The sequence below is a fragment of the Paractinoplanes hotanensis genome (genome assembly GCF_023717965.1).
GTDB lineage: Bacteria > Actinomycetota > Actinomycetes > Mycobacteriales > Micromonosporaceae > Actinoplanes > Actinoplanes polyasparticus.
Genome location: NZ_JAMQOL010000060.1, coordinates 15,275 through 32,864, shown reverse-complemented (window position 1 = coordinate 32,864; position 17,590 = coordinate 15,275). Strand labels below are relative to the sequence as shown.

The 17,590-nt window shown below is 69.2% G+C and carries 18 protein-coding genes; 11 read left to right on the top strand and 7 right to left on the bottom strand.

The features are described from left to right. Nucleotides 1-2 precede the first annotated feature (2 nt). Both LXN57_RS38700 and LXN57_RS38695 read right to left on the bottom strand, forming a co-directional pair. Nucleotides 3-1,340: a rhamnulokinase gene (locus LXN57_RS38700; RefSeq protein ID WP_251803194.1), complete on the bottom strand. Its 1,338-nt coding sequence runs from the start codon at nt 1,338-1,340 to the stop codon at nt 3-5. Next, nucleotides 1,337-3,367 carry a bifunctional aldolase/short-chain dehydrogenase gene (locus tag LXN57_RS38695; protein WP_251803193.1) on the bottom strand — a complete coding sequence of 677 codons (2,031 nt, stop codon included), beginning with the start codon at nt 3,365-3,367 and terminating at the stop codon, nt 1,337-1,339. Before LXN57_RS38695 ends, LXN57_RS38700 begins: the two co-directional genes overlap by 4 nt. Nucleotides 3,368-3,715: 348 nt before the next feature. On the opposite strand from LXN57_RS38695, the gene LXN57_RS38690 reads away from it, so the two are divergent. The 4 genes from LXN57_RS38690 to LXN57_RS38675 are packed head-to-tail and all read left to right on the top strand — an operon-like array spanning nt 3,716 to nt 5,640. Continuing rightward, entirely contained in the window at nt 3,716-4,087 is a 372-nt protein-coding gene (locus LXN57_RS38690) for a hypothetical protein (protein ID WP_251803192.1), read from the top strand. After that, entirely contained in the window at nt 4,084-4,530 is a 447-nt protein-coding gene (locus LXN57_RS38685; RefSeq protein ID WP_251803191.1) for a hypothetical protein, read from the top strand. Before LXN57_RS38690 ends, LXN57_RS38685 begins: the two co-directional genes overlap by 4 nt. Then, complete coding sequence (locus tag LXN57_RS38680; RefSeq protein ID WP_251803190.1) at nt 4,530-5,189, top strand: hypothetical protein; 660 nt, start codon at nt 4,530-4,532, stop codon at nt 5,187-5,189. The genes LXN57_RS38685 and LXN57_RS38680 overlap by 1 nt, the downstream gene beginning before the upstream one ends. Before the next feature lie 40 nt (nt 5,190-5,229). Beyond that, nucleotides 5,230-5,640, top strand: coding sequence for a roadblock/LC7 domain-containing protein (locus LXN57_RS38675; RefSeq protein WP_251803189.1), 411 nt, complete (start codon nt 5,230-5,232; stop codon nt 5,638-5,640). Nucleotides 5,641-5,846: 206 nt separating this feature from the next. Here LXN57_RS38675 and LXN57_RS38670 read toward each other — a convergent pair whose 3' ends face one another. Next, complete coding sequence (locus tag LXN57_RS38670) at nt 5,847-6,881, bottom strand: LacI family DNA-binding transcriptional regulator (RefSeq protein ID WP_251803188.1); 1,035 nt, start codon at nt 6,879-6,881, stop codon at nt 5,847-5,849. Nucleotides 6,882-7,058: 177 nt separating this feature from the next. Between LXN57_RS38670 and LXN57_RS38665 the strand changes: the two genes are divergently transcribed. From LXN57_RS38665 to rhaI, 6 genes are read left to right on the top strand one after another with little or no spacing between them, the layout of a single operon-like run. Then, nucleotides 7,059-8,585, top strand: a complete 1,527-nt coding sequence (locus LXN57_RS38665) for a sugar ABC transporter ATP-binding protein (RefSeq protein WP_251803187.1) — start codon at nt 7,059-7,061, stop codon at nt 8,583-8,585. A gap of 46 nt (nt 8,586-8,631) precedes the next feature. Next, a complete protein-coding gene (locus LXN57_RS38660; RefSeq protein ID WP_251803186.1) occupies nt 8,632-9,672 on the top strand; it encodes an ABC transporter permease in 1,041 nt (346 codons plus the stop codon). Then, a complete protein-coding gene (locus tag LXN57_RS38655) occupies nt 9,665-10,696 on the top strand; it encodes an ABC transporter permease (RefSeq protein WP_251803185.1) in 1,032 nt (343 codons plus the stop codon). Before LXN57_RS38660 ends, LXN57_RS38655 begins: the two co-directional genes overlap by 8 nt. Before the next feature lie 27 nt (nt 10,697-10,723). Then, nucleotides 10,724-11,797, top strand: a complete 1,074-nt coding sequence (rhaS, locus tag LXN57_RS38650) for a rhamnose ABC transporter substrate-binding protein (RefSeq protein ID WP_251803184.1) — start codon at nt 10,724-10,726, stop codon at nt 11,795-11,797. 17 nt (nt 11,798-11,814) lie between these two features. Continuing rightward, complete coding sequence (locus LXN57_RS38645) at nt 11,815-12,147, top strand: L-rhamnose mutarotase (protein WP_251803183.1); 333 nt, start codon at nt 11,815-11,817, stop codon at nt 12,145-12,147. Next, nucleotides 12,144-13,310 (top strand): L-rhamnose isomerase, encoded by a 1,167-nt coding sequence (gene rhaI / locus LXN57_RS38640; protein ID WP_251803182.1) that lies wholly within the window; start codon nt 12,144-12,146, stop codon nt 13,308-13,310. Before LXN57_RS38645 ends, rhaI begins: the two co-directional genes overlap by 4 nt. Nucleotides 13,311-13,331: 21 nt before the next feature. On the opposite strand, the gene LXN57_RS38635 is transcribed toward rhaI, so the two are convergent. Continuing rightward, the gene (locus LXN57_RS38635) at nt 13,332-14,135 is read right to left on the bottom strand and encodes an endonuclease/exonuclease/phosphatase family protein (RefSeq protein ID WP_251803181.1); all 804 of its coding nucleotides are present in this window, start codon (nt 14,133-14,135) and stop codon (nt 13,332-13,334) included. An 80-nt stretch (nt 14,136-14,215) separates the two neighbouring features. Here LXN57_RS38635 and LXN57_RS38630 point away from each other — a divergent pair, with 80 nt between their 5' ends. Continuing rightward, complete coding sequence (locus LXN57_RS38630; protein ID WP_251803180.1) at nt 14,216-14,416, top strand: hypothetical protein; 201 nt, start codon at nt 14,216-14,218, stop codon at nt 14,414-14,416. 41 nt (nt 14,417-14,457) lie between these two features. Here LXN57_RS38630 and LXN57_RS38625 read toward each other — a convergent pair whose 3' ends face one another. From LXN57_RS38625 to LXN57_RS38615, 3 genes are all read right to left on the bottom strand, one after another. Further along, nucleotides 14,458-15,279 (bottom strand): ATP-binding cassette domain-containing protein, encoded by an 822-nt coding sequence (locus LXN57_RS38625; RefSeq protein WP_251803179.1) that lies wholly within the window; start codon nt 15,277-15,279, stop codon nt 14,458-14,460. Nucleotides 15,280-15,364: 85 nt separating this feature from the next. Further along, nucleotides 15,365-16,378: an ABC transporter permease gene (locus LXN57_RS38620; protein WP_251803178.1), complete on the bottom strand. Its 1,014-nt coding sequence runs from the start codon at nt 16,376-16,378 to the stop codon at nt 15,365-15,367. 89 nt (nt 16,379-16,467) lie between these two features. Beyond that, nucleotides 16,468-17,517 carry a sugar ABC transporter substrate-binding protein gene (locus LXN57_RS38615; RefSeq protein WP_251803177.1) on the bottom strand — a complete coding sequence of 350 codons (1,050 nt, stop codon included), beginning with the start codon at nt 17,515-17,517 and terminating at the stop codon, nt 16,468-16,470. Nucleotides 17,518-17,590 lie beyond the last annotated feature (73 nt).

Sequence of the window (17,590 nt, the reverse complement as noted above, 5' to 3'; positions counted from 1 at the left end):
GTCTACCTCCGCACGGGGTCGTACCGGACGACCCGTTGAGTTTCGCGCAGCACCGCGCGCAGCCCCGCCAGATCACCCTCGATCACCCCGGCCGCCCGCGCCTGGATCAGCAGATTGCCCAGCGCGGTGGCCTCGACCGGACCGGCCAGCACCGGCAGCCCGCACGCGTCCGCGGTGAGCTGGCAGAGCAACTCGTTCCGGGCGCCGCCGCCGACGATGTGCACCGCGTCCACGTGCCGGCCGGAAATTTCCTGAGCCTGCTCGATTGCTGTGCGATGAGCCAGAGCCAGACTGTCCACAATGCACCGCGTCAGCTGGGCCGGGCTCGCGTCCGGTGGAAGGCCCGCCGCCTTGGCCACCCGCTGGGCCATGTCGCCGGGCGGCAGGAAGCTCGGGTCGTCGAGGTCGATCACCACCGGCTTCTCGCGGGAGGCCCGTCGCAAGAGTTCGCCGATGTCGGGCGAGCCCCACTCGCGCATGCACTCCTGCAGCGGCCAGAGCCCCATGACGTTGCGCAGATAGCGGATCGTGCCGTCGACCCCGCCCTCGTTGGTGAAGTTGGCCGCCCGGGATTCCTTACTGAGCACCGGTTCCGGCAGCTCCAGACCCACGAGGGACCAGGTGCCACAGGAGATGTAGGCGAAGTTCTGCCCGAAGGCGGGCACGCCCACCACTGCGGACGCCGTGTCGTGCGACCCGACTGCCGTGAGTTTCGTGCCGCGATACTCGCCGATGATCGACCCCGGCGGCCGCACGGGCGGCAGGAGCGAGGGCCGCAGGCCAAGCTCCGCCAGCAGCGGCGCCGACCAGTCGCGCGTCCGCACGTCGAGCAGCCCGGTCGTCGACGCGTTGGTGTATTCGGCGCCGATCTCGCCGGTCAGCCAGTAGGCCAGCAGATCCGGGATGAGCAGCATCTGCTGCGCGACCTCGAACTGCGGCGTGGCCCGGGCGGCGGCCAACTGATAGATCGTGTTGAACGGCAGCTTCTGCAGTCCGGTGATCTCGTAGAGCCGCTCGTCGCTGATGTCGAGGCGCACACCGTCGGTGCGGCCGTCGCGGTAGTGCACGGGGTTGCCCAGCAGGGATCCGGACGCGTCGAGCAGTCCATAGTCGACGGCCCAGGAATCGATGCCGATGCTCTCGACCGGGCCGGTCCTCCCGAGACCCTCGAGCATCCCGCGGTAGAGGCCGAGGATGTCCCAATGCAGGGTGCCACCGACCCGCACCGGCTCGTTGGCGAACCGGTGCGTCTCGGTGAGCTCGATGGCGCCGTCCGCGAAGCGGCCGACCATGACGCGCCCGCTGGACGCGCCGAGGTCGACCGCGGCGAAGGATCTCATCGCAGGAAGGCCGCGGCCACGCCGGCGTCGACCGGGATGTGCAGGCCGGTCGTGTGGGTCAGGTCGCCGCCGGTCAGCGCGAACACCGCGTTGGCCACGTGCTCGGGCAGCACCTCACGCTTGAGCAGGGTGCGCTGCGCGTAGTACTCGCCCAGCTTCTCCTCCGGCACGCCGTAGACCGCGGCCCGCTTGGCGCCCCAGCCACCGGCGAAGATGCCCGAGCCGCGGACGACGCCGTCGGGGTTGATGCCGTTGACCCGGACGCCGTGCGCCCCCAGTTCGGCCGCCAGCAGCCGCACCTGGTGGGCCTGGTCGGCCTTGGTGGCGCCGTAGGCGACGTTGTTGGGGCCGGCGAAGATCGAGTTCTTGCTGGAGATGTAGATGATGTCGCCGCCGAGGCCCTGGGCGACCAGGATGCGGGCGGTCTCGCGGGACACCAGGAACGATCCCTTGGCCATCACGTCGTGCTGCAGGTCCCAGTCCTGCTCGGTCGTCTCGAGCAGCGGCTTCGAGACGGAGAGCCCGGCGTTGTTGACCACCAGGTCGACCCCGCCGAAGGCCAGCACGGCCTCCCGCAGCGACGCCGTGATCGCGTCGGCGCTGGTCACGTCGGCTGCGACCGCGAGCGCGGCGTCCGGGCCGCCGATCTCGCCGGCCACCGACCGGGCCGCTTCGAAGTCCCGGTCGGCGACCACCACGACGGCGCCCTCGGCCGCGAGGCGCAGCGCGATCGCCCGGCCGATGCCCGACCCGCCGCCGGTCACGTAGGCGATGCGGGTGGCCAGGGGCTTCGGCTTCGGCAGGCGCTGAAGCTTGGCCTCTTCCAGGGCCCAGTACTCGATGCGGAACTTCTCGGCCTCGTCGATCGGCGCGTAGGTGGACACCGACTCGGCGCCGCGCATCACGTTGATGGCGTTGACATAGAACTCGCCCGCCACGCGGGCGGTCTGCTTGTTGGCGCCGAACGAGAACATGCCTACGCCGGGCACCAGCACGATGGCCGGGTCGGCGCCGCGGATGGCCGGGCTGTCGGCGGTGGCGTGCCGGTCGTAGTAGGCGCGGTAGTCCTGGCGGTAGGCCTCGTGCAGCTCTTTGGCCCGGGCGACGACCTCGTCGAGCGGGGCGTCGGGGGCGGTGTCGAGCACCATCGGCTTGACCTTGGTGCGCAGGAAGTGGTCGGGGCAGCTCGTGCCCTTCGCGGCCAGCTCACCCAGGCGCTCGCTGTTGACGAAGTCGAGCACCACCTCGGAGTCGGTGAAGTGGCCGACCTGGGCGCGGTCGGTGGAGGCCAGGCCGCGCAGCACCGGGAACAGGGCGGCGGCGCGTTCCTTCCTTTCGCCGGCGGCCGGCGAGACGTGCTTCTGCGCTCCGAACGGGTTCCTGCGACCGTGCGCGGCCAGGTAGGCGGCGGCCTTCTCGATGATCTCAACCGAGTTGCGCTCGCACTCCTCGCTGGTCGCGCCCCACGCGGTGATGCCGTGGCCGCCGAGGATGACGCCGATGGCCTGCGGGTTGGCCTTCTGGACGGCGGCGATGTCGAGGCCGAGCTGGAAGCCGGGCCGGCGCCACGGCACCCAGAGCACCCGGTCACCGAAGATCTCTTTGGTCAGGGCCGGGCCGTCGGCCGCGGTGGCGATGGCGATGGCCGAGTCGGGGTGCAGGTGGTCGACGTGCGGGGCCTCGACCAGTCCGTGCATCGCGGTGTCGATCGACGGCGCCGCGCCGCCGCGGCCGTGCAGGCAGTAGTCGAAGGCGGCGACCATCTCGTCCTCGCGCTCGACGCCCGGGTAGGTGCGGGTCAGCGCTCGCAGCCGGTCGAGGCGGAGCACGGCGAGACCCTTTTCGGTGAGCGTGCCGAGGTCGCCGCCGGATCCCTTGACCCAGAGCAGGTCGGCCGGCTCGCCGGTGACCGGGTCGGTCTCGGAGCCCTTGGCCGAGGTGTTGCCCCCGGCGTAGTTGGTGTTGCGCGGGTCGGCTCCGAGCCGGTTGCTGCGCTCCAGAAGCTCACGCGCTGCGGGGTTCGTCATGGTGTCCTTCGGCCTTGTGAAGACTTCGTGAAACGTTTCAGACGTTGCCGATAGATTACGGCTCTGTGGCAACCTCGGTCAAGACGCGACAGCGAATTGAAACGTTGCCGCGCGTCGTTTCCGACCAAGGGCCGACATCGTGTCCATCCGACGAATCGGCCGCTTCACCGACGTTCGGCCGACCCCTAACGGGTCAACGGCCGAAACGCGTGGATCTTCGGTCTGACCTGCACCGATTCGCCGGATCTTCAGTGTTCAACCATTGTCGGACGTGCGACTGTGGCCTGGACATCGAGAACGACGCCGTTCCTCGTGACCGGCAGTTACGGCACGAGAAGGAGGAGTTAAGTGGCGAACATCGAGACTTCGCTGAAGGAAGCCATGACGATCGAGGGCGCCATCGGCGTGGCGCTCGTCGACTACACCAGCGGGCTCACGCTGGGTGTCATGGGTGGCGGCCTCAACATGGACATGAACATTGCCGCCGCCGGCAACACCGACGTGATCCGGGCCAAGGTGCGCACCCTCGAGATGCTCGGCCTGGCCGACAGCATCGAGGACATCCTGATCACCCTCGACTCGCAGTACCACCTGATCCGCCTGCTCCAGGGCCGCGGCAACGAGGCGTTCTTCCTCTACCTCGCCCTGAACAAGGGTCGCGCGAACCTCGGCCTGGCCCGGCACCAACTGCGCAAGATCGAGAGCGAGCTGGACGTATGACGGCCGTCGACGAGACCGGACTGGGCATCCGGAGCACGACGCAGCTGATCGGTGATGCTGTCAAGCAGTTCCGCGCCCAGGTGCCGGAGTGCATCGGCGCCGGTCTGGTCGACATGTCCACCGGCATGCTGCTCGCCGCCGACACCCTCGACGAGCACCCCCACGAGGTGCTCGACCTGATCGCCGCGGCCACGTTCGACCTGTTCCAGGGCCGCAACGTCGTGATGATCGAAGAGATCTTCAAGGCCCGGTACGGCGTGCTCGACGACCGCCACTACTTCCAGGAGTTCCTGGCGCAGAGCGATTCCCACGTGCACGTCTTCCTGCGCAGCAGCAACCAGGACATCGCCGCGGTGGTGATCGCCCGCAAGACGGCGAACACCGGCATGATCCTGACGCAGTCCCGCCTCGTCATGAAGCAGCTGGACGCCGGCCTCAGCTGATGTCCGTGCCACCGCTGACGGCGGCGCTGGGCATTCCCGGCGCGCACGCGGTGTCCCTGCTCGACCCGGACGGCCCCAGAGTGCTGTGGTGGGCGGGTGAGACCGCGCCGACCGAGCAGGAGGCAGCCGCCGCTGTCACGCTTGCCGCGGCGGCGGCCGGACTCGTGCTGCTCGAGGGAAACGGGGCCGACGAGCTCAGCGACATCCTGCTCACCAGCGCCGACGCGTTCCACGTCGTGCGCCTGGTGAGCGCGCGGGAGCCGCTCGTCGCCCACCTGACGTTGCGCCGGGCCGACGCCAATCTGGCGATGGCCCGGCGTGAGTTCGGCTCGATCATCCTGTCGTACGCCCCCGAGGTCGTACGGCCCCGAGCCGTGCACCCGGACCACAACGGCAGCGCCCCCGCGCTGACCGCCTCCCCGCTCGACTTCGACCTGATCCCGCGCGAACTGGGCGGGAGCACCATCGACCTCAGCGCGTCGGCCGGCTCCGCCCCGGGCTCACACTCCGCGGACGCCGCCGACCTGCCCCGGCGGCAACGGGTGGACCCGTCCCAGCCCGACGAGTCCTCCGCCGACCTGCTCGACCTGCTGGGCCGGCCGTACGTGACCGACGACGACGTTCTCGACCGCGTGCTGGTCGCCCTCCGCAGCCTCTGACCCCTCCTCCGTGCCGGCCTCCCACCCCCTGGAGAAAGCGTTGCAACCCTCCGATCCGTACCAGGCTGTCCGTGCCGAGCTGGCCGCGCTGCGGCATCAGGTCACCGGGGTGCGCGGCTGCGTCATCGCCGGCGTCGACGGCCTGCTGATCCTGCACGACACCGAGACCGGTCCCGAGCCCCATGACATCGCGGCCCTGGCCGCGGGCGCGCACGGGATCAGCCGCACCTGCGGCGCCGCCCTCAACCAGGGCACCTTCCAGGAGGTGACGATCCGCAACCAGGGTGGTTACCTCGCGGTGTACGCGGTCGGCGAGCTGGCGCTGCTGGCCGTGATCGGGGACAGCGGCCTGAACATCGCGCGCCTGCACCTGGAGGCCCGCCCGGTGACCAGCCGCCTGGCGAGCCTGCTGCGCATCCAGACAGTGGAGACCTCCGGCTACTTCGGCTGACGCTTCCGCACCCTCGTGATTTCACCGGGCCGCTTCCGGCCCGGTCTGTTGCGTTTTCCACAGGCGGGCAGCCGGGCACCCGATCCTTCTGTGGACAGCCCGAAGCGCCCAGCGCGCTGAAAACGCAAACTCACCCCGTGCCCTTGGGCGGGCGGGGGAGGCGGTGGCTCACCAGGGCCGATCTTGACTTCGACTCGGTCGGGTGCTCAGTGCGTGCGGTTGCGGCTGACTGTCGACGCGCGGGCCACCAGCTCCGGGGTGAACTGCAGCTGCTGGTGGCGGTGGTCGGGGTTGGTGGCCTCGTCGAGCACCAGCTGGGCGGCGGCCCGGCCCAGCTCCTGGCGGGGCTGGCGCACTGACGTGAGCGGCACGGCCGCGGCCGCGGCGAACTCGATGTCGTCGAAGCCGACGATGGCCAGGTCGTCGGGCACGCGCAGGCCGGCGCCGATGCTCTGCTGCAGCAGGCCCAGGGCGAGCAGGTCGTTGGCGCAGAAGGCGGCCGTGGGGCGGCGCCGCGCGGCCAGGCCGGCCAGCCGTTCGCCGGCCGAGCGGCCCTCGGACACGGACAGCGTCTCGGTCGGCAGGTAGATCAGGTCTTCCGGGTCGTTGCCGAGCGACTCCCACATCTCGCGGGCGCCGACGAGCCGCTCATGCACCTGGCCCAGCGATTCGGGGCCGCCGATGAAGGCGACCCGGGTGTGGCCCTGCTCGGCCAGGTGCTCGACCGCGATGCGGCCGCCCAGCACGTCGTCGACCGCGACCGAGCAGCAGCTGTCGGCGTTGCCGATGCGGTCGACGATCACCATGGGGACACCCCGGCGGATCAGCTCGTCGAGGTGGGGCGCGGCCGGGTCGACCGGCGTGATCAGAATGCCCTGGACGCGCTGCTGGAGCAGGCGGTCGAGGTGCACCGCCTCGCGGGCCGAGCGGCTGTTGCTGTTGCAGATGAACAGGGAGAGATCGGCGTCCTCGGCGGCCAGCTCGATGCCCTGGGCCACGTCGTGGAAGAACGGGTTGGTGCCGTCGAGCATCACGTAGGCCAGGGTGCGGCTGGTGCCGGCGCGCAGCTGGCGGGCCGATTCGTTGCGGACGAAACCCAGCTCGGACATGGCCCGCTCAACCCGCTCGCGGGTGCGCGCGCTGACCACTTCGGGACGGTTCATCACATTGGAGACGGTGCCCAGCGAGACGCCCGCGGCCGCCGCGACGTCCTTGACGGACGGCGTCCTGCCGTTCAGCACTGGTCCTCCTGGAAATCTCCGTTGAAACGTTGAAGCCGAATCCTACGGCACCCGCCGTTATAACAACGGCAGTGTTTCAACAACGTTTCTGACCAACGCTTGACAGGTGTGATCGGGGCCACCTACGTTGCTCGTACGTTTACTGAAACATTTCAACTTTAGCGACGGAGGTGGACCGTGGCGGAGGCAAACGCCCGGCCCGGGGACCAGCCGCCCAGGCTCGAGGTCCACGACGTCACGAAGTCTTTCGGCGCGGTCGCCGCCGTGCAGGGGGTCAGCTTCCCGCTGTTCCCGGGCGAGGCGCACGCGCTCGTCGGCGAGAACGGGGCCGGCAAGTCCACCATCGTGAAGATGCTGGCCGGGGTCCATCGTCCGGACACCGGCACGCTGCGGGTCGACGGCGTCGACGTGGACTTCGCCGGCCCCGCCGACGCCAAGGCGGCCGGCATCGCCGTCATCTATCAGGAACCCACCCTCTTCCCCGACCTCTCCGTGGCCGAGAACATTGCGATCGGCAACCAGCCGCTGACCAAGCTGCGGCAGATCGACCGCAAACAGATGTCGGCCAACGCCGAGCGGCTGTTCCGCCGCCTGGGGGTGCCGATCGACCCGGCCCGCCCGGCGCGCGGCCTCTCGATCGCCGATCAGCAACTGGTCGAGATCGCCAAGGCGCTCTCCTCCGAGGCCCAGGTGCTGATCATGGACGAGCCCACGGCCGCGCTCTCCGGCGTCGAGGTCGAGCGGCTCTTCGCGGTGGTGCGGTCGCTGCGCGACGAGGGCGCCGCGATCATGTTCATCTCGCACCGGTTCGAAGAGGTCACCGCGCTCTGCGAGCGGGTCACGATCATGCGGGACGGCAGGCACGTGGCCACCGAACTGGTCGCCGACCTCACCGTCGACGACATGATCCGGCGGATGGTGGGCCGCGACCTGAGTGCGCTCTTCCCCAAGCAAGAGGTCGAGCCGGGCGAGGTAGTGCTCGAGGTCGAGGGCCTGAGCCGCGAGGGCGTCTTCCGCGACATCTCCTTCTCGGTGCGCGCGGGCGAGATCGTCGCGCTGGCCGGGCTGGTCGGGGCCGGTCGGTCCGAGGTCATGCAGGCCGTCTTCGGGGTCGACCCGTACGACCAGGGCTCAGTGACCATGCAGGGCCGGCGCCTCGAGAAAGGCTCGCCGCGCGCGGCGATGGCCGCCGGTCTGGCGCTCGTCCCCGAGGACCGCCGTCAGCAGGGCCTGGTGATGGAGCTGTCGATCGAGCGCAATGTGACCCTGCCCCGGGCCCGCAAGCTGGCCCGGCTCGGGCTGCTCTTCGGCGGCAGCGAACGCGAGGCCGCCGAGACCTGGACCCGGAAGCTGCAGACCAAGCTGGGGCAGCTCAGCGACGCGGTCGGCACGCTCTCGGGCGGCAACCAGCAGAAGGTGGTGCTGGCCAAATGGCTGGCCACCGGACCCAGGCTGCTGATCGTCGACGAGCCGACGCGCGGCATCGACGTCGGCACCAAGGCCGAGGTGCACCGGCTGATGTCGTCGCTCGCGGCCGACGGTCTCGCGGTCGTCATGGTCTCGTCGGAACTGCCCGAGGTGCTGGGCATGGCCGACCGGATCCTGGTGCTGCGGGAGGGCCGCATCGCCGCTTCGCTCTCCCGCGCCGAGGCCACTGAGGAATCCGTCATGTACGCGGCCATGGGACAGGAGGGCGCAGCATGACCGGCAGCACCGGACCGATCGAGGCCTTCCTGATGGGAGGCTCGGCATGACTGTCACCTCCGATCGGTCGGCGCCCACTGACGCGCCCCTCGGAACGCCGGTCGCCAAGCGGTTCGGCGACCTGCTCAAGACCCGTGAACTGGGCATCGTGCTCGCGCTGGCGCTCCTCGTCGCGTACACCGCGATCGACAACCCACGCTTCCTGAGCGGGCAGAGCATCCGCGACAACCTGCTCAACACCGCGATCCTGGCGGTCATGGCGACCGGCCAGGCGGTCGTGGTGATCACCCGGAACATCGACCTCAGCGTCGGCTCGGTCCTCGGCATCAGCGCCTTCGCCGTGGCCACGCTGATGAGCAACCAGGACCTGCCGATGGTCGTCGGGCTGCTCGCCGGCCTGGCCATCGGCGCGGTCGCCGGCCTGCTCAACGGCGTTCTCGTTCGCTACGGCAAGGTGCCCGCGCTGGTGGTCACCCTCGGCACGCTCTACATCTACCGCGGCATCACCTACTCGTGGGCCGGCGGTTCGCAGGTCAACGCCGACGAGCTCCCCCGGCGCTTCCTGACCTTCGCCAACGACAGCATCCTCGGCATCCCCTGGCTGGTGCTGATCGCCCTGGTCGTGGTGGCCGCCGGTTCGGTGATGATGCGCAACTACCGGGTCGGTCGCGAGCTCTACGCGATGGGGTCCAGCCCCGCCGCGGCCGAACTGGCCGGCATCAAGGTCGCCCGCAACCTCCTCGGCGCCTTCGTGCTCAGTGGCGCGCTGGCCGGTCTGGCCGGGGTGCTCTACGCGGCCCGGTTCGGCACGGTCGACGCCGCGGCCGGCACCGGCCTGGAGCTGAACGTGGTGGCGGCGGTCGTGGTCGGCGGCGTGGCCGTCTTCGGCGGCAGCGGCTCGGTGTGGGGCGCCGCCCTCGGCGCCCTGCTACTGACGGTGATCGGCAGTGCCCTCGCGGTGCTCGACATCAACCAGTTCTGGCAGCAGGCCATCGTCGGTGCGCTGATCATTCTGGCCATCTGCGCCGACCGCCTGGTCGCGGTGCGGATCGCCCGCTCGCTGCGGAAGAGGGACGCGTATGTCTGACATCGACCTCGGCAAGCGGCCCGCGGCCAACCGAAGCGGCGCGCTGAGGAGCAGGCTGACCAGCTGGGACAGCATCATCCTGGTGCTCACCGCGCTGGTGCTGATCATCGCCTCGTTCACTGTGGACAACTTCGGCACCAGCCGGAACTTCACCTTCATGGTGCTCGACCTGCTGCCGATCATCCTGATCGCGCTGCCGATGACGATGATCATCGTGACCGGCGAGATCGACCTGTCGGTGGCCAGCACCCTCGGCCTGACCAGCTCGATGATGGGCTGGCTGTGGAACCAGGGCCTCTCGATCGAGTCGATCATCCCGCTATGCATCGCGATCGGCGCGATCTGCGGCGTGGTCAACGGCTTCCTGATCACCACGCTGGGACTGCCGTCGCTGGCGGTCACGATCGGCACGCTGGCCCTCTACCGCGGTCTCGCGTTCGTCGTGCTCGGTGACGGCGCGGTCGCCGACTTCCCGTGGAACTACACGGGTTGGGTCACGGGCACGATCGGCGGCGGCGCGGTTCCCAACGTGCTCATTCTCATCGTCGTCCTCGCCCTGATCTTCGGCATCGTGCAGCACGCCACCCCGTTCGGCCGCTCGCTGTACGCGATCGGCGCCAACGCGCAGGCCGCGCACTTCTCCGGCATCCGGGTCGCCCGCACCAAGTTCTGGCTCTACGTCGCCAGCGGCGCGGTGGCCGGCCTGGTCGGTGTGCTGTGGACACTGCGCTACTCCAGCGCCCGGGCCGACAACGGCGCGGGCCTCGAACTCGCCGTCGTCGCGGCCGTCCTGCTGGGCGGGGTGTCGATCTTCGGCGGCAAGGGCAGCCTGCCCGGCGTGCTGGCCGGTGTGGTGTTGCTGACCGCGCTGCAGAACGCGCTGCGCCTGGAGGACGTCTCCGGGCAGGCGCTCAACATCGTCACGGGCACGTTGCTCGTGCTCTCCGTCCTGCTTCCCAACATCACCACCGCCGTACGCGGCAATTGGCAACGCCGCAGGCTGCGGCGAGCCGCCGCCCGATAGCGCTCAAAAAAGAGAATGGAGTACGCCGTGCTTCGCTCCCCCCGAACACTACTTTCCGTAACCTCGGCCGCACTTCTTGTCGCCGGCCTGACCGCCTGCGGCGGCACCACCAAGGACAGCAACACGAACACCGGCTCCGGCACGCAGGCTTCCGCAGCGGCCGACCCCAACGCGGCGATCAAGGAGGGCCTGAAGATCGCCTTCCTGCCCAAGCAGCTGAACAACCCGTACTCGGACGTCGAGACCGGCGGCGGAAAGGTCGCCGTCGAGGAGCTCAAGGGCGAGTACAAGCTGGTCGGCCCGAACGACGCGTCGGCCTCGTCGCAGGTGTCGTACATCAACACCCTGATCCAGCAGCAGCAGGACGTCATCGTGGTCGCGGCCAACGACCCGAACGCGGTCTGCCCGTCGCTCAACCAGGCCCGGGCCGCGAAGATCAAGGTCATCACGTTCGACTCGGACGCCTCCAAGGACTGCCGGGACGCCTTCATCAACCAGGCCACCACCGAGGGCATCGGCCAGTCGCTGGCCAAGATGGCCCTCGAGCAGGCCGGCGGCGAGGGTGAGATCGCGGTGCTCTCGGCGACCCCGAACGCCACGAACCAGAACTCCTGGATCGAGGTGATGAAGGAAGAGCTGAAGAAGCCCGAGTACGCGAAGCTGAAGCTGGTCAAGGTGGCCTACGGCAACGACGACGACCAGAAGTCGTTCCAGGAGGCTCAGGGTCTGCTGCAGTCGTACCCGAACTTGAAGGCGATCGTCGCCCCGACCACGGTGGGCATCGCCGCGGCGGCCCGCTACATCTCGTCGTCCAGCTACAAGGGCAAGGTCGCGGTGACCGGCCTCGGCCTGCCGAACCAGATGCGTGAGTACGTCAAGGACGACACCGTGAAGACGTTCGCGCTGTGGAACCCGGCCGACATCGGCTACCTGGCCGCCTTCGCCGGCGCCGCCATGGCCTCGGGTCAGATCACCGGCGCCCAGGGCGAGAAGTTCAAGGCCGGCAAGCTCGGCGAGTACACGATCGGCGCCGACGGTGAGATCGTGCTCGGCCCGCCGACCGAGTTCACCAAGGAAAACATCGACCAGTTCAACTTCTAGGTCGTAGGGATCAGCGAATGCGCTACTGCTTCCAGCTCCAGATCCGCCCCGAGCGGATGACGGAGTACGTGGAGCGGCACCAGTCCGTGTGGCCCGAGATGCAGGACGCGCTCCGGGCCACCGGCTGGCGCAACTACTCCCTCTTCCTCCGCGGCGACGGGCTGCTGATCGGCTACGTCGAGGCGGACGATCTCGAAGCGTCCCAGGCGGCAATGGCGGCGCTGGACGTCAACACCAGGTGGCAAGCGGAAATGGCGGAGTTCTTCGCCCGCGGCGGACCCGACGACGAAGGGTTCCCGCTGCTGACCGAGGTGTTCCACCTTTCCGAAAGTTCTCAGGAGACCCCATGACCGACCTCGCCGCCGTCAAGCGCGCTCTGACGGCACAGCGCATCGAGACCCCGTCGTGGGCCTACGCCAACTCGGGCACCCGCTTCAAGGTCTTCGCCCAGCCGGGGGTGCCGCGTAACCCCGAGGAGAAGATCGCCGACGCCGCCACGGTGCACCAGTTCACCGGCGTCGCACCGGTGGTGGCGCTGCACATCCCCTGGGACAAGGTGGACGACTACGCCACCCTCGGCGCGTACGCCCGCGACCTGGGCGTGGAGATCGGCGCGATCAACACGAACGTCTTCCAGGACGACGACTACAAGCTGGGCTCGGTCACCAACCCCGCCGCCCGGATCCGCCGCAAGGCCACCGATCACCTGCTCGAGGCGATCGACATCATGGGCCAGACCGGGTCCCGCGACCTGAAGCTGTGGTTTTCCGACGGCATCAACTACCCCGGCCAGGACGACCTGCGGGACCGGCAGGACAGGCTGGCGGCCGCGCTGCGCGAGGCGTACGACCGGCTGACCGGCAACCAGCGGATGCTGCTGGAGTACAAGCTGTTCGAGCCGGCCTTCTACGCGACGGACGTGCCGGACTGGGGCACCTCCTACGCGCACTGCCTCGAGCTGGGCGAGCGGGCCACTGTCTGCATCGACACGGGCCACCACGCCCCCAGCACGAACATCGAGTTCATCGTCGCGTTCCTGCTGCGCCAGAAGAAGCTCGGCGCCTTCGACTTCAACAGCCGCTTCTACGCCGACGACGACCTGATGGTCGGGGCGGCCGACCCGTTCCAGCTGTTCCGCATCATGTACGAGATCGTCCGCGGCGGCGCCCTCGACCCGGCCTACGGCATCGCGTTCATGCTCGACCAGTGCCACAACATCGAACGGAAGATCCCGGCCATCATCCGCTCGGTGATGAACGTGCAGGAGGCCACGGCCAAGGCCCTGCTGGTCGACCGGGAGGCTCTGACGAGGGCCCAGCGGGCCGGCGACGTCCTGGAGGCGAACGCCGTCTTCATGGACGCCTACAACACCGACGTGCGTCCCCTGCTGGCCGAGGTCCGCACCGACGCCGGCCTCGACCCCGACCCGATGGCCGCCTACCGCCGCAGCGGCCACGACGAGAAGATCATCGCCGAGCGCGTCGGCGGCACCCAGGCCGGCTGGGGCGCCTGACCACGACCGACGGCCACCGAGTCAGACGTCGAGGTCGACCACGACGGCGAAGTGGTCGGAGGGGTGCCTGCCGTTGACCGCCTCCGTGCCGGCCAGGAAGGCTCGCCGGGCAGTGAGTTGGGCGCCCTTCCGGCCGGGCCGGGCCAGGATGTGGTCGATCCGGCGGTCGATCTGCTTGGTGGCCTCGAGCGGAGCCTCCAGCAGTGCGGAGCTCAGGGTCACGGCACGGGGATCGCCGCCGGCCAGTGACCAGGTGTCGGTCAGAACAGCGAGCAGGGGCGCCAGATCGGGCTGGCTCACGTCGGCGTTGAGGTCACCCAGCAGCAGCACCGGCAGGTCACCGTCGAGCCGCGGATCCGCGGCCAGCGCGGCCAGGGCCTCGCTCTGGGCGAGCTGATCGGCGGCGTACGCCGGCTCCCACTCGATGCACGACACGATCACGTGCAGCGGGCCCCGCGGATGGTCGAGGGTCGCCAGCAGCGCCGCCGGCGGCGGACCAGGGCGTTGCCCGTGCGGCAGGTCGTGCACCTCGGTGGTCAGGATCGGCCACCGGCTGATCAGGCCCAGCCCGACCTCGACACCCGCCTGCGACGAGTGCTCGGGCGGGTCGGGAGCGGGCGGCAACGAGGTGGGCACGAAGGCCGCATGATGGTCGGCCAGGTCGTCGGCGAGCAGCTGGGGCTGGGTGATTCCCTCGCCGGACCAGGTCTCGACGAGACCCACCACGTCCGGATCGAGCCCCTTCAGCACATCGGCGATCGCGGGTTCGCGCTCGCGCCAGGCGCCACCGAAGCGCCACCACACGTTCCAGGTCACTGCTCGCATGACCCGACTCTACGAACTACTAAGCCCGGGCGCTGCACGGCCGATCCTGGGGGCCGACATTCAGCGACAGGGGGCCACGGATGGACCAGTACCTCAACACCGCGTACGACGTGACGACCACCCTGTTCGGGCCGGGGTCCGGCATCCCGTGGTGGGCCTGGATGGCAGTCGTGGCGTTCCTGTTCTGGAAGGTGGCCGTCAAGGAGCCCAAGACCGCCACGGACCGGGACAACGAGATGCTCGGCGAGATGTTCGGCGACGCCAAGGGCAAGAAGAAGTAGCCGGCGCCGGTCTTCCGGCGCCGGCTGGGGATGGGGACGGGTCAGGCGGTAGGTGGTGGCGGCTCGGCGGCGCCGGTCATGATCGCCACGGCCTCGCTCATCGAGTGACTCTTCGGGGTGATGACCGTGGCCCGGCGGCCCAGCCGCTGGATGTGGATGCGGTCGGCGATCTCGAACACGTGCGGCATGTTGTGGCTGATCAGGATCACCGGCAGGCCGCGGTCGCGGACGTCGCGGATGAGCTGGAGCACCCGGTTGCCCTCCTTGACCCCCAGCGCCGCGGTCGGCTCGTCGAGGATCACGACCTTGCTGCCGAACGCGGCCGACCGGGCCACCGCCACCGCCTGCCGCTGACCGCCGGAGAGCGACTCGACGGCCTGGCCGATGTTCTGCAGGGTGGCCACGCCGAGCTCGCTCATGTGCCGTTTCGCCTCCGAGCGCATGTACGCCCGGTCGAGCATGCGGAAGATCGAACCCATCGGTCCGGCCTTGCGCTGCTCGCGGCCGAGGAACAGGTTGTCGGCGATGTCCAGGCCGGGCGCCACGGCCAGGGTCTGATAGACGGTCTCGATGCCCGCCGAGCGCGCGTCCATGGGCGTACGGAATTGGATCTGCCGCCCGTCGAGGAAGATCTCGCCGCTGTCCGGCACGAGGGCGCCGGACAGCGCCTTGATCAGGCTCGACTTGCCGGCGCCGTTGTCGCCGATGACCGCGAGGATCTCCCCCGGGTACAGCTCGAGGTCGCTGCCGTCGATCGCGACGACCCGGCCGTACTTCTTGACCAGCCCCTTGGCCTGCAACACAGGCGTCCGCTCGGCGGCGTGCCGCGGGCCCGCCGGGTTGGTGTCGGTATCCGAGCTCACGGCTGGACCTCCCGGGACATGCCCTCCTGGCCCTCGCCTGCGAGGCCGTTGGTCGGTGCGGCTGGCTGCCGCCCGGTGCAGTCGGTCATGTCTTCACCTTCCTGATCCACTGGTCGAGCGACACGGCGATGAGCACCAGCAGGCCGATCGCGAAGCCCTGCCAGACCACCTCGACGCCGCCCAGCTGCAGGCCGTTGCGGAACACGCCGACGATGAGCGCGCCCACCAGCGTGCCCATCACGGCCCCCCGGCCGCCGAAGAGGCTGGTGCCGCCGAGCACGACCGCGGTGATCGAGTCGAGGTTGTACTCGACGCCCACGTTGGGGCTGGCCGACGCGAGCCGGCCGATCAGGATCCAGCCGCCGATCGCATAGAGGAGGCCGGCCACGGTGTAGACCGAGAACAGCACCCGGTTCGTACGGATGCCGGCCAGCCGCGCGGCCTCGGCGTCGTCGCCGGTCGCGTAGACGTGCTTGCCCCAGGCCGTGGACCGCAACGCGTAGAAGAAGAACCCGAACAACAGCAGCATGATGATCGAGCCGTACGTCAGCCGGAAGTTGCCGATCGGGATCGAGTCGCCGGTCCAGGTCATCAGCGACGGCATGTCGGAGCCGCGGATCGTCTCGCTGTTGCTGACCACCGAGTTGAGCGAGAAGAAGATGGTCAGCGTGCCGAGCGTGACGATGAACGGTGGCAGCTTTATCCGCGTCACCAGGAAGCCGTTGATCGCGCCCATCGCCGTGCCGCAGGCGAAGCCGAGCAGCAGCGCGATGATGCCGGGCACCCCGGCGTCGACGCAGAACGTGGCCATCAGGATCGACGAGAAGACGGCGATGGCACCGGCCGACAGGTCGATGCCTGCGGTCAGGATGATCAGCGTCTGCCCCAGTGCGAGCGTGGCGATGACCGTGACCTGCTGCAGCACGAGGGAGAGGTTGGTCGCCGTGAAGAACCGCCCGTTGACGATCGAGAAGGCGATGATCGCGACGAGCAGCACGGCCAGCGGCCCGAGGATCGGGTTGGCGTGCAGGATGTGTTGGATGCGCAGGCCGAGCGAGTCGCTCTTGCGTACGTCGAAGTCAGCGGTGGCAGTCGCCATAGCGGTACCTCCTGGACATGCCCTCGTGGCCCTCGCCCGCGAGACCGTAGTTCGGTGCGGCTGGGTGCCGCTCGGTGCAGTCGGTCATGTCAGCCCCAGCAGTTCTGCTTGCCCCACGCCGAGTCCTTGGACTCGACGCCGGCCTGCGGGTCGTCGGTGATCAGGTCGGTTCCGGTGTCGACGAAGTCCTTGCCCGAGGTCGCCTGCGGCTTGGTGCCGTCCTTGGCGAACTGCGCGATGGCCTCGACGCCGAGCTGCGCCATCTTGAGCGGGAACTGCATCGAGGTGGCGCCGATGACGCCCTGGGCGACGTTGTCGACACCCGGGCAGCCACCGTCGATCGAGACGATGACGGTGTCCTTGTCGCGCCCGGCCGACTTGAGCGCCTGGTAGGCGCCGGCTGCCGCGGGCTCGTTGATCGTGTAGACCAGGTTGATCGTCGAGTCCTTCTGGAGCAGGTTCTCCATGGCGGTCCGGCCACCGTCCTCGGCGCCGTCGGTGACGTCGTGCCCGGCGATCCGCGGATCGTTCTCGTCGCCGATCCGGTTCGGGTCGCCCACGTCGATGCCGAAGCCGTCGAGGAAGCCCTGGTCGCGTTTGACGTCCACGGACACCTGGTTGGCGTTGAGGTCGAGCATGGCGATCTTCGCCTGCTTGCCCTCCTTCTCGAACTTGGCCTTGGCCCACTGCCCGATCAGCTTGCCGGCCTGGTAGTTGTCGGTGGCGAAGGTGGCGTCGGCGGCGTCGGGCGGGTCGACCGGCGTGTCCAGCGCGATCACCAGCATGTCGAGCTCGTGCGCCTTGTCGATCGAGGGCACGATCGCCTTGGAGTCGTTCGGGGTGATCAGGAAGCCCTTGGCGCCGAAGGACATCAGGTTCTCGATCGCCTGCACCTGGGCCTCGTTGTCGCCGTCCTGCTTGCCGGCGAAGCTCTGCAGCTCGACGCCCAGCGACTCGGCCGCGCTCTCTGCGCCCTTTCTCATCTGGACGAAGAAGGGGTTGGTGTCGGTCTTGGTGATGAGACCGACGACGTCCTCGCCGGTACCTCTGTTGCAGGCAGCGGTCGTGCCGAGCAGCAGTGTCACCACGCAGCCCGCGGCCAGCATCCTTCCGGCCCGAGACATGGTCGGATCGCGCATGCCTCCTCCAAACCGATTTACCGTCCGACCGCCCCGCCCTCCACCCTGAAAAGGACTAAAGACGATGAAAGTC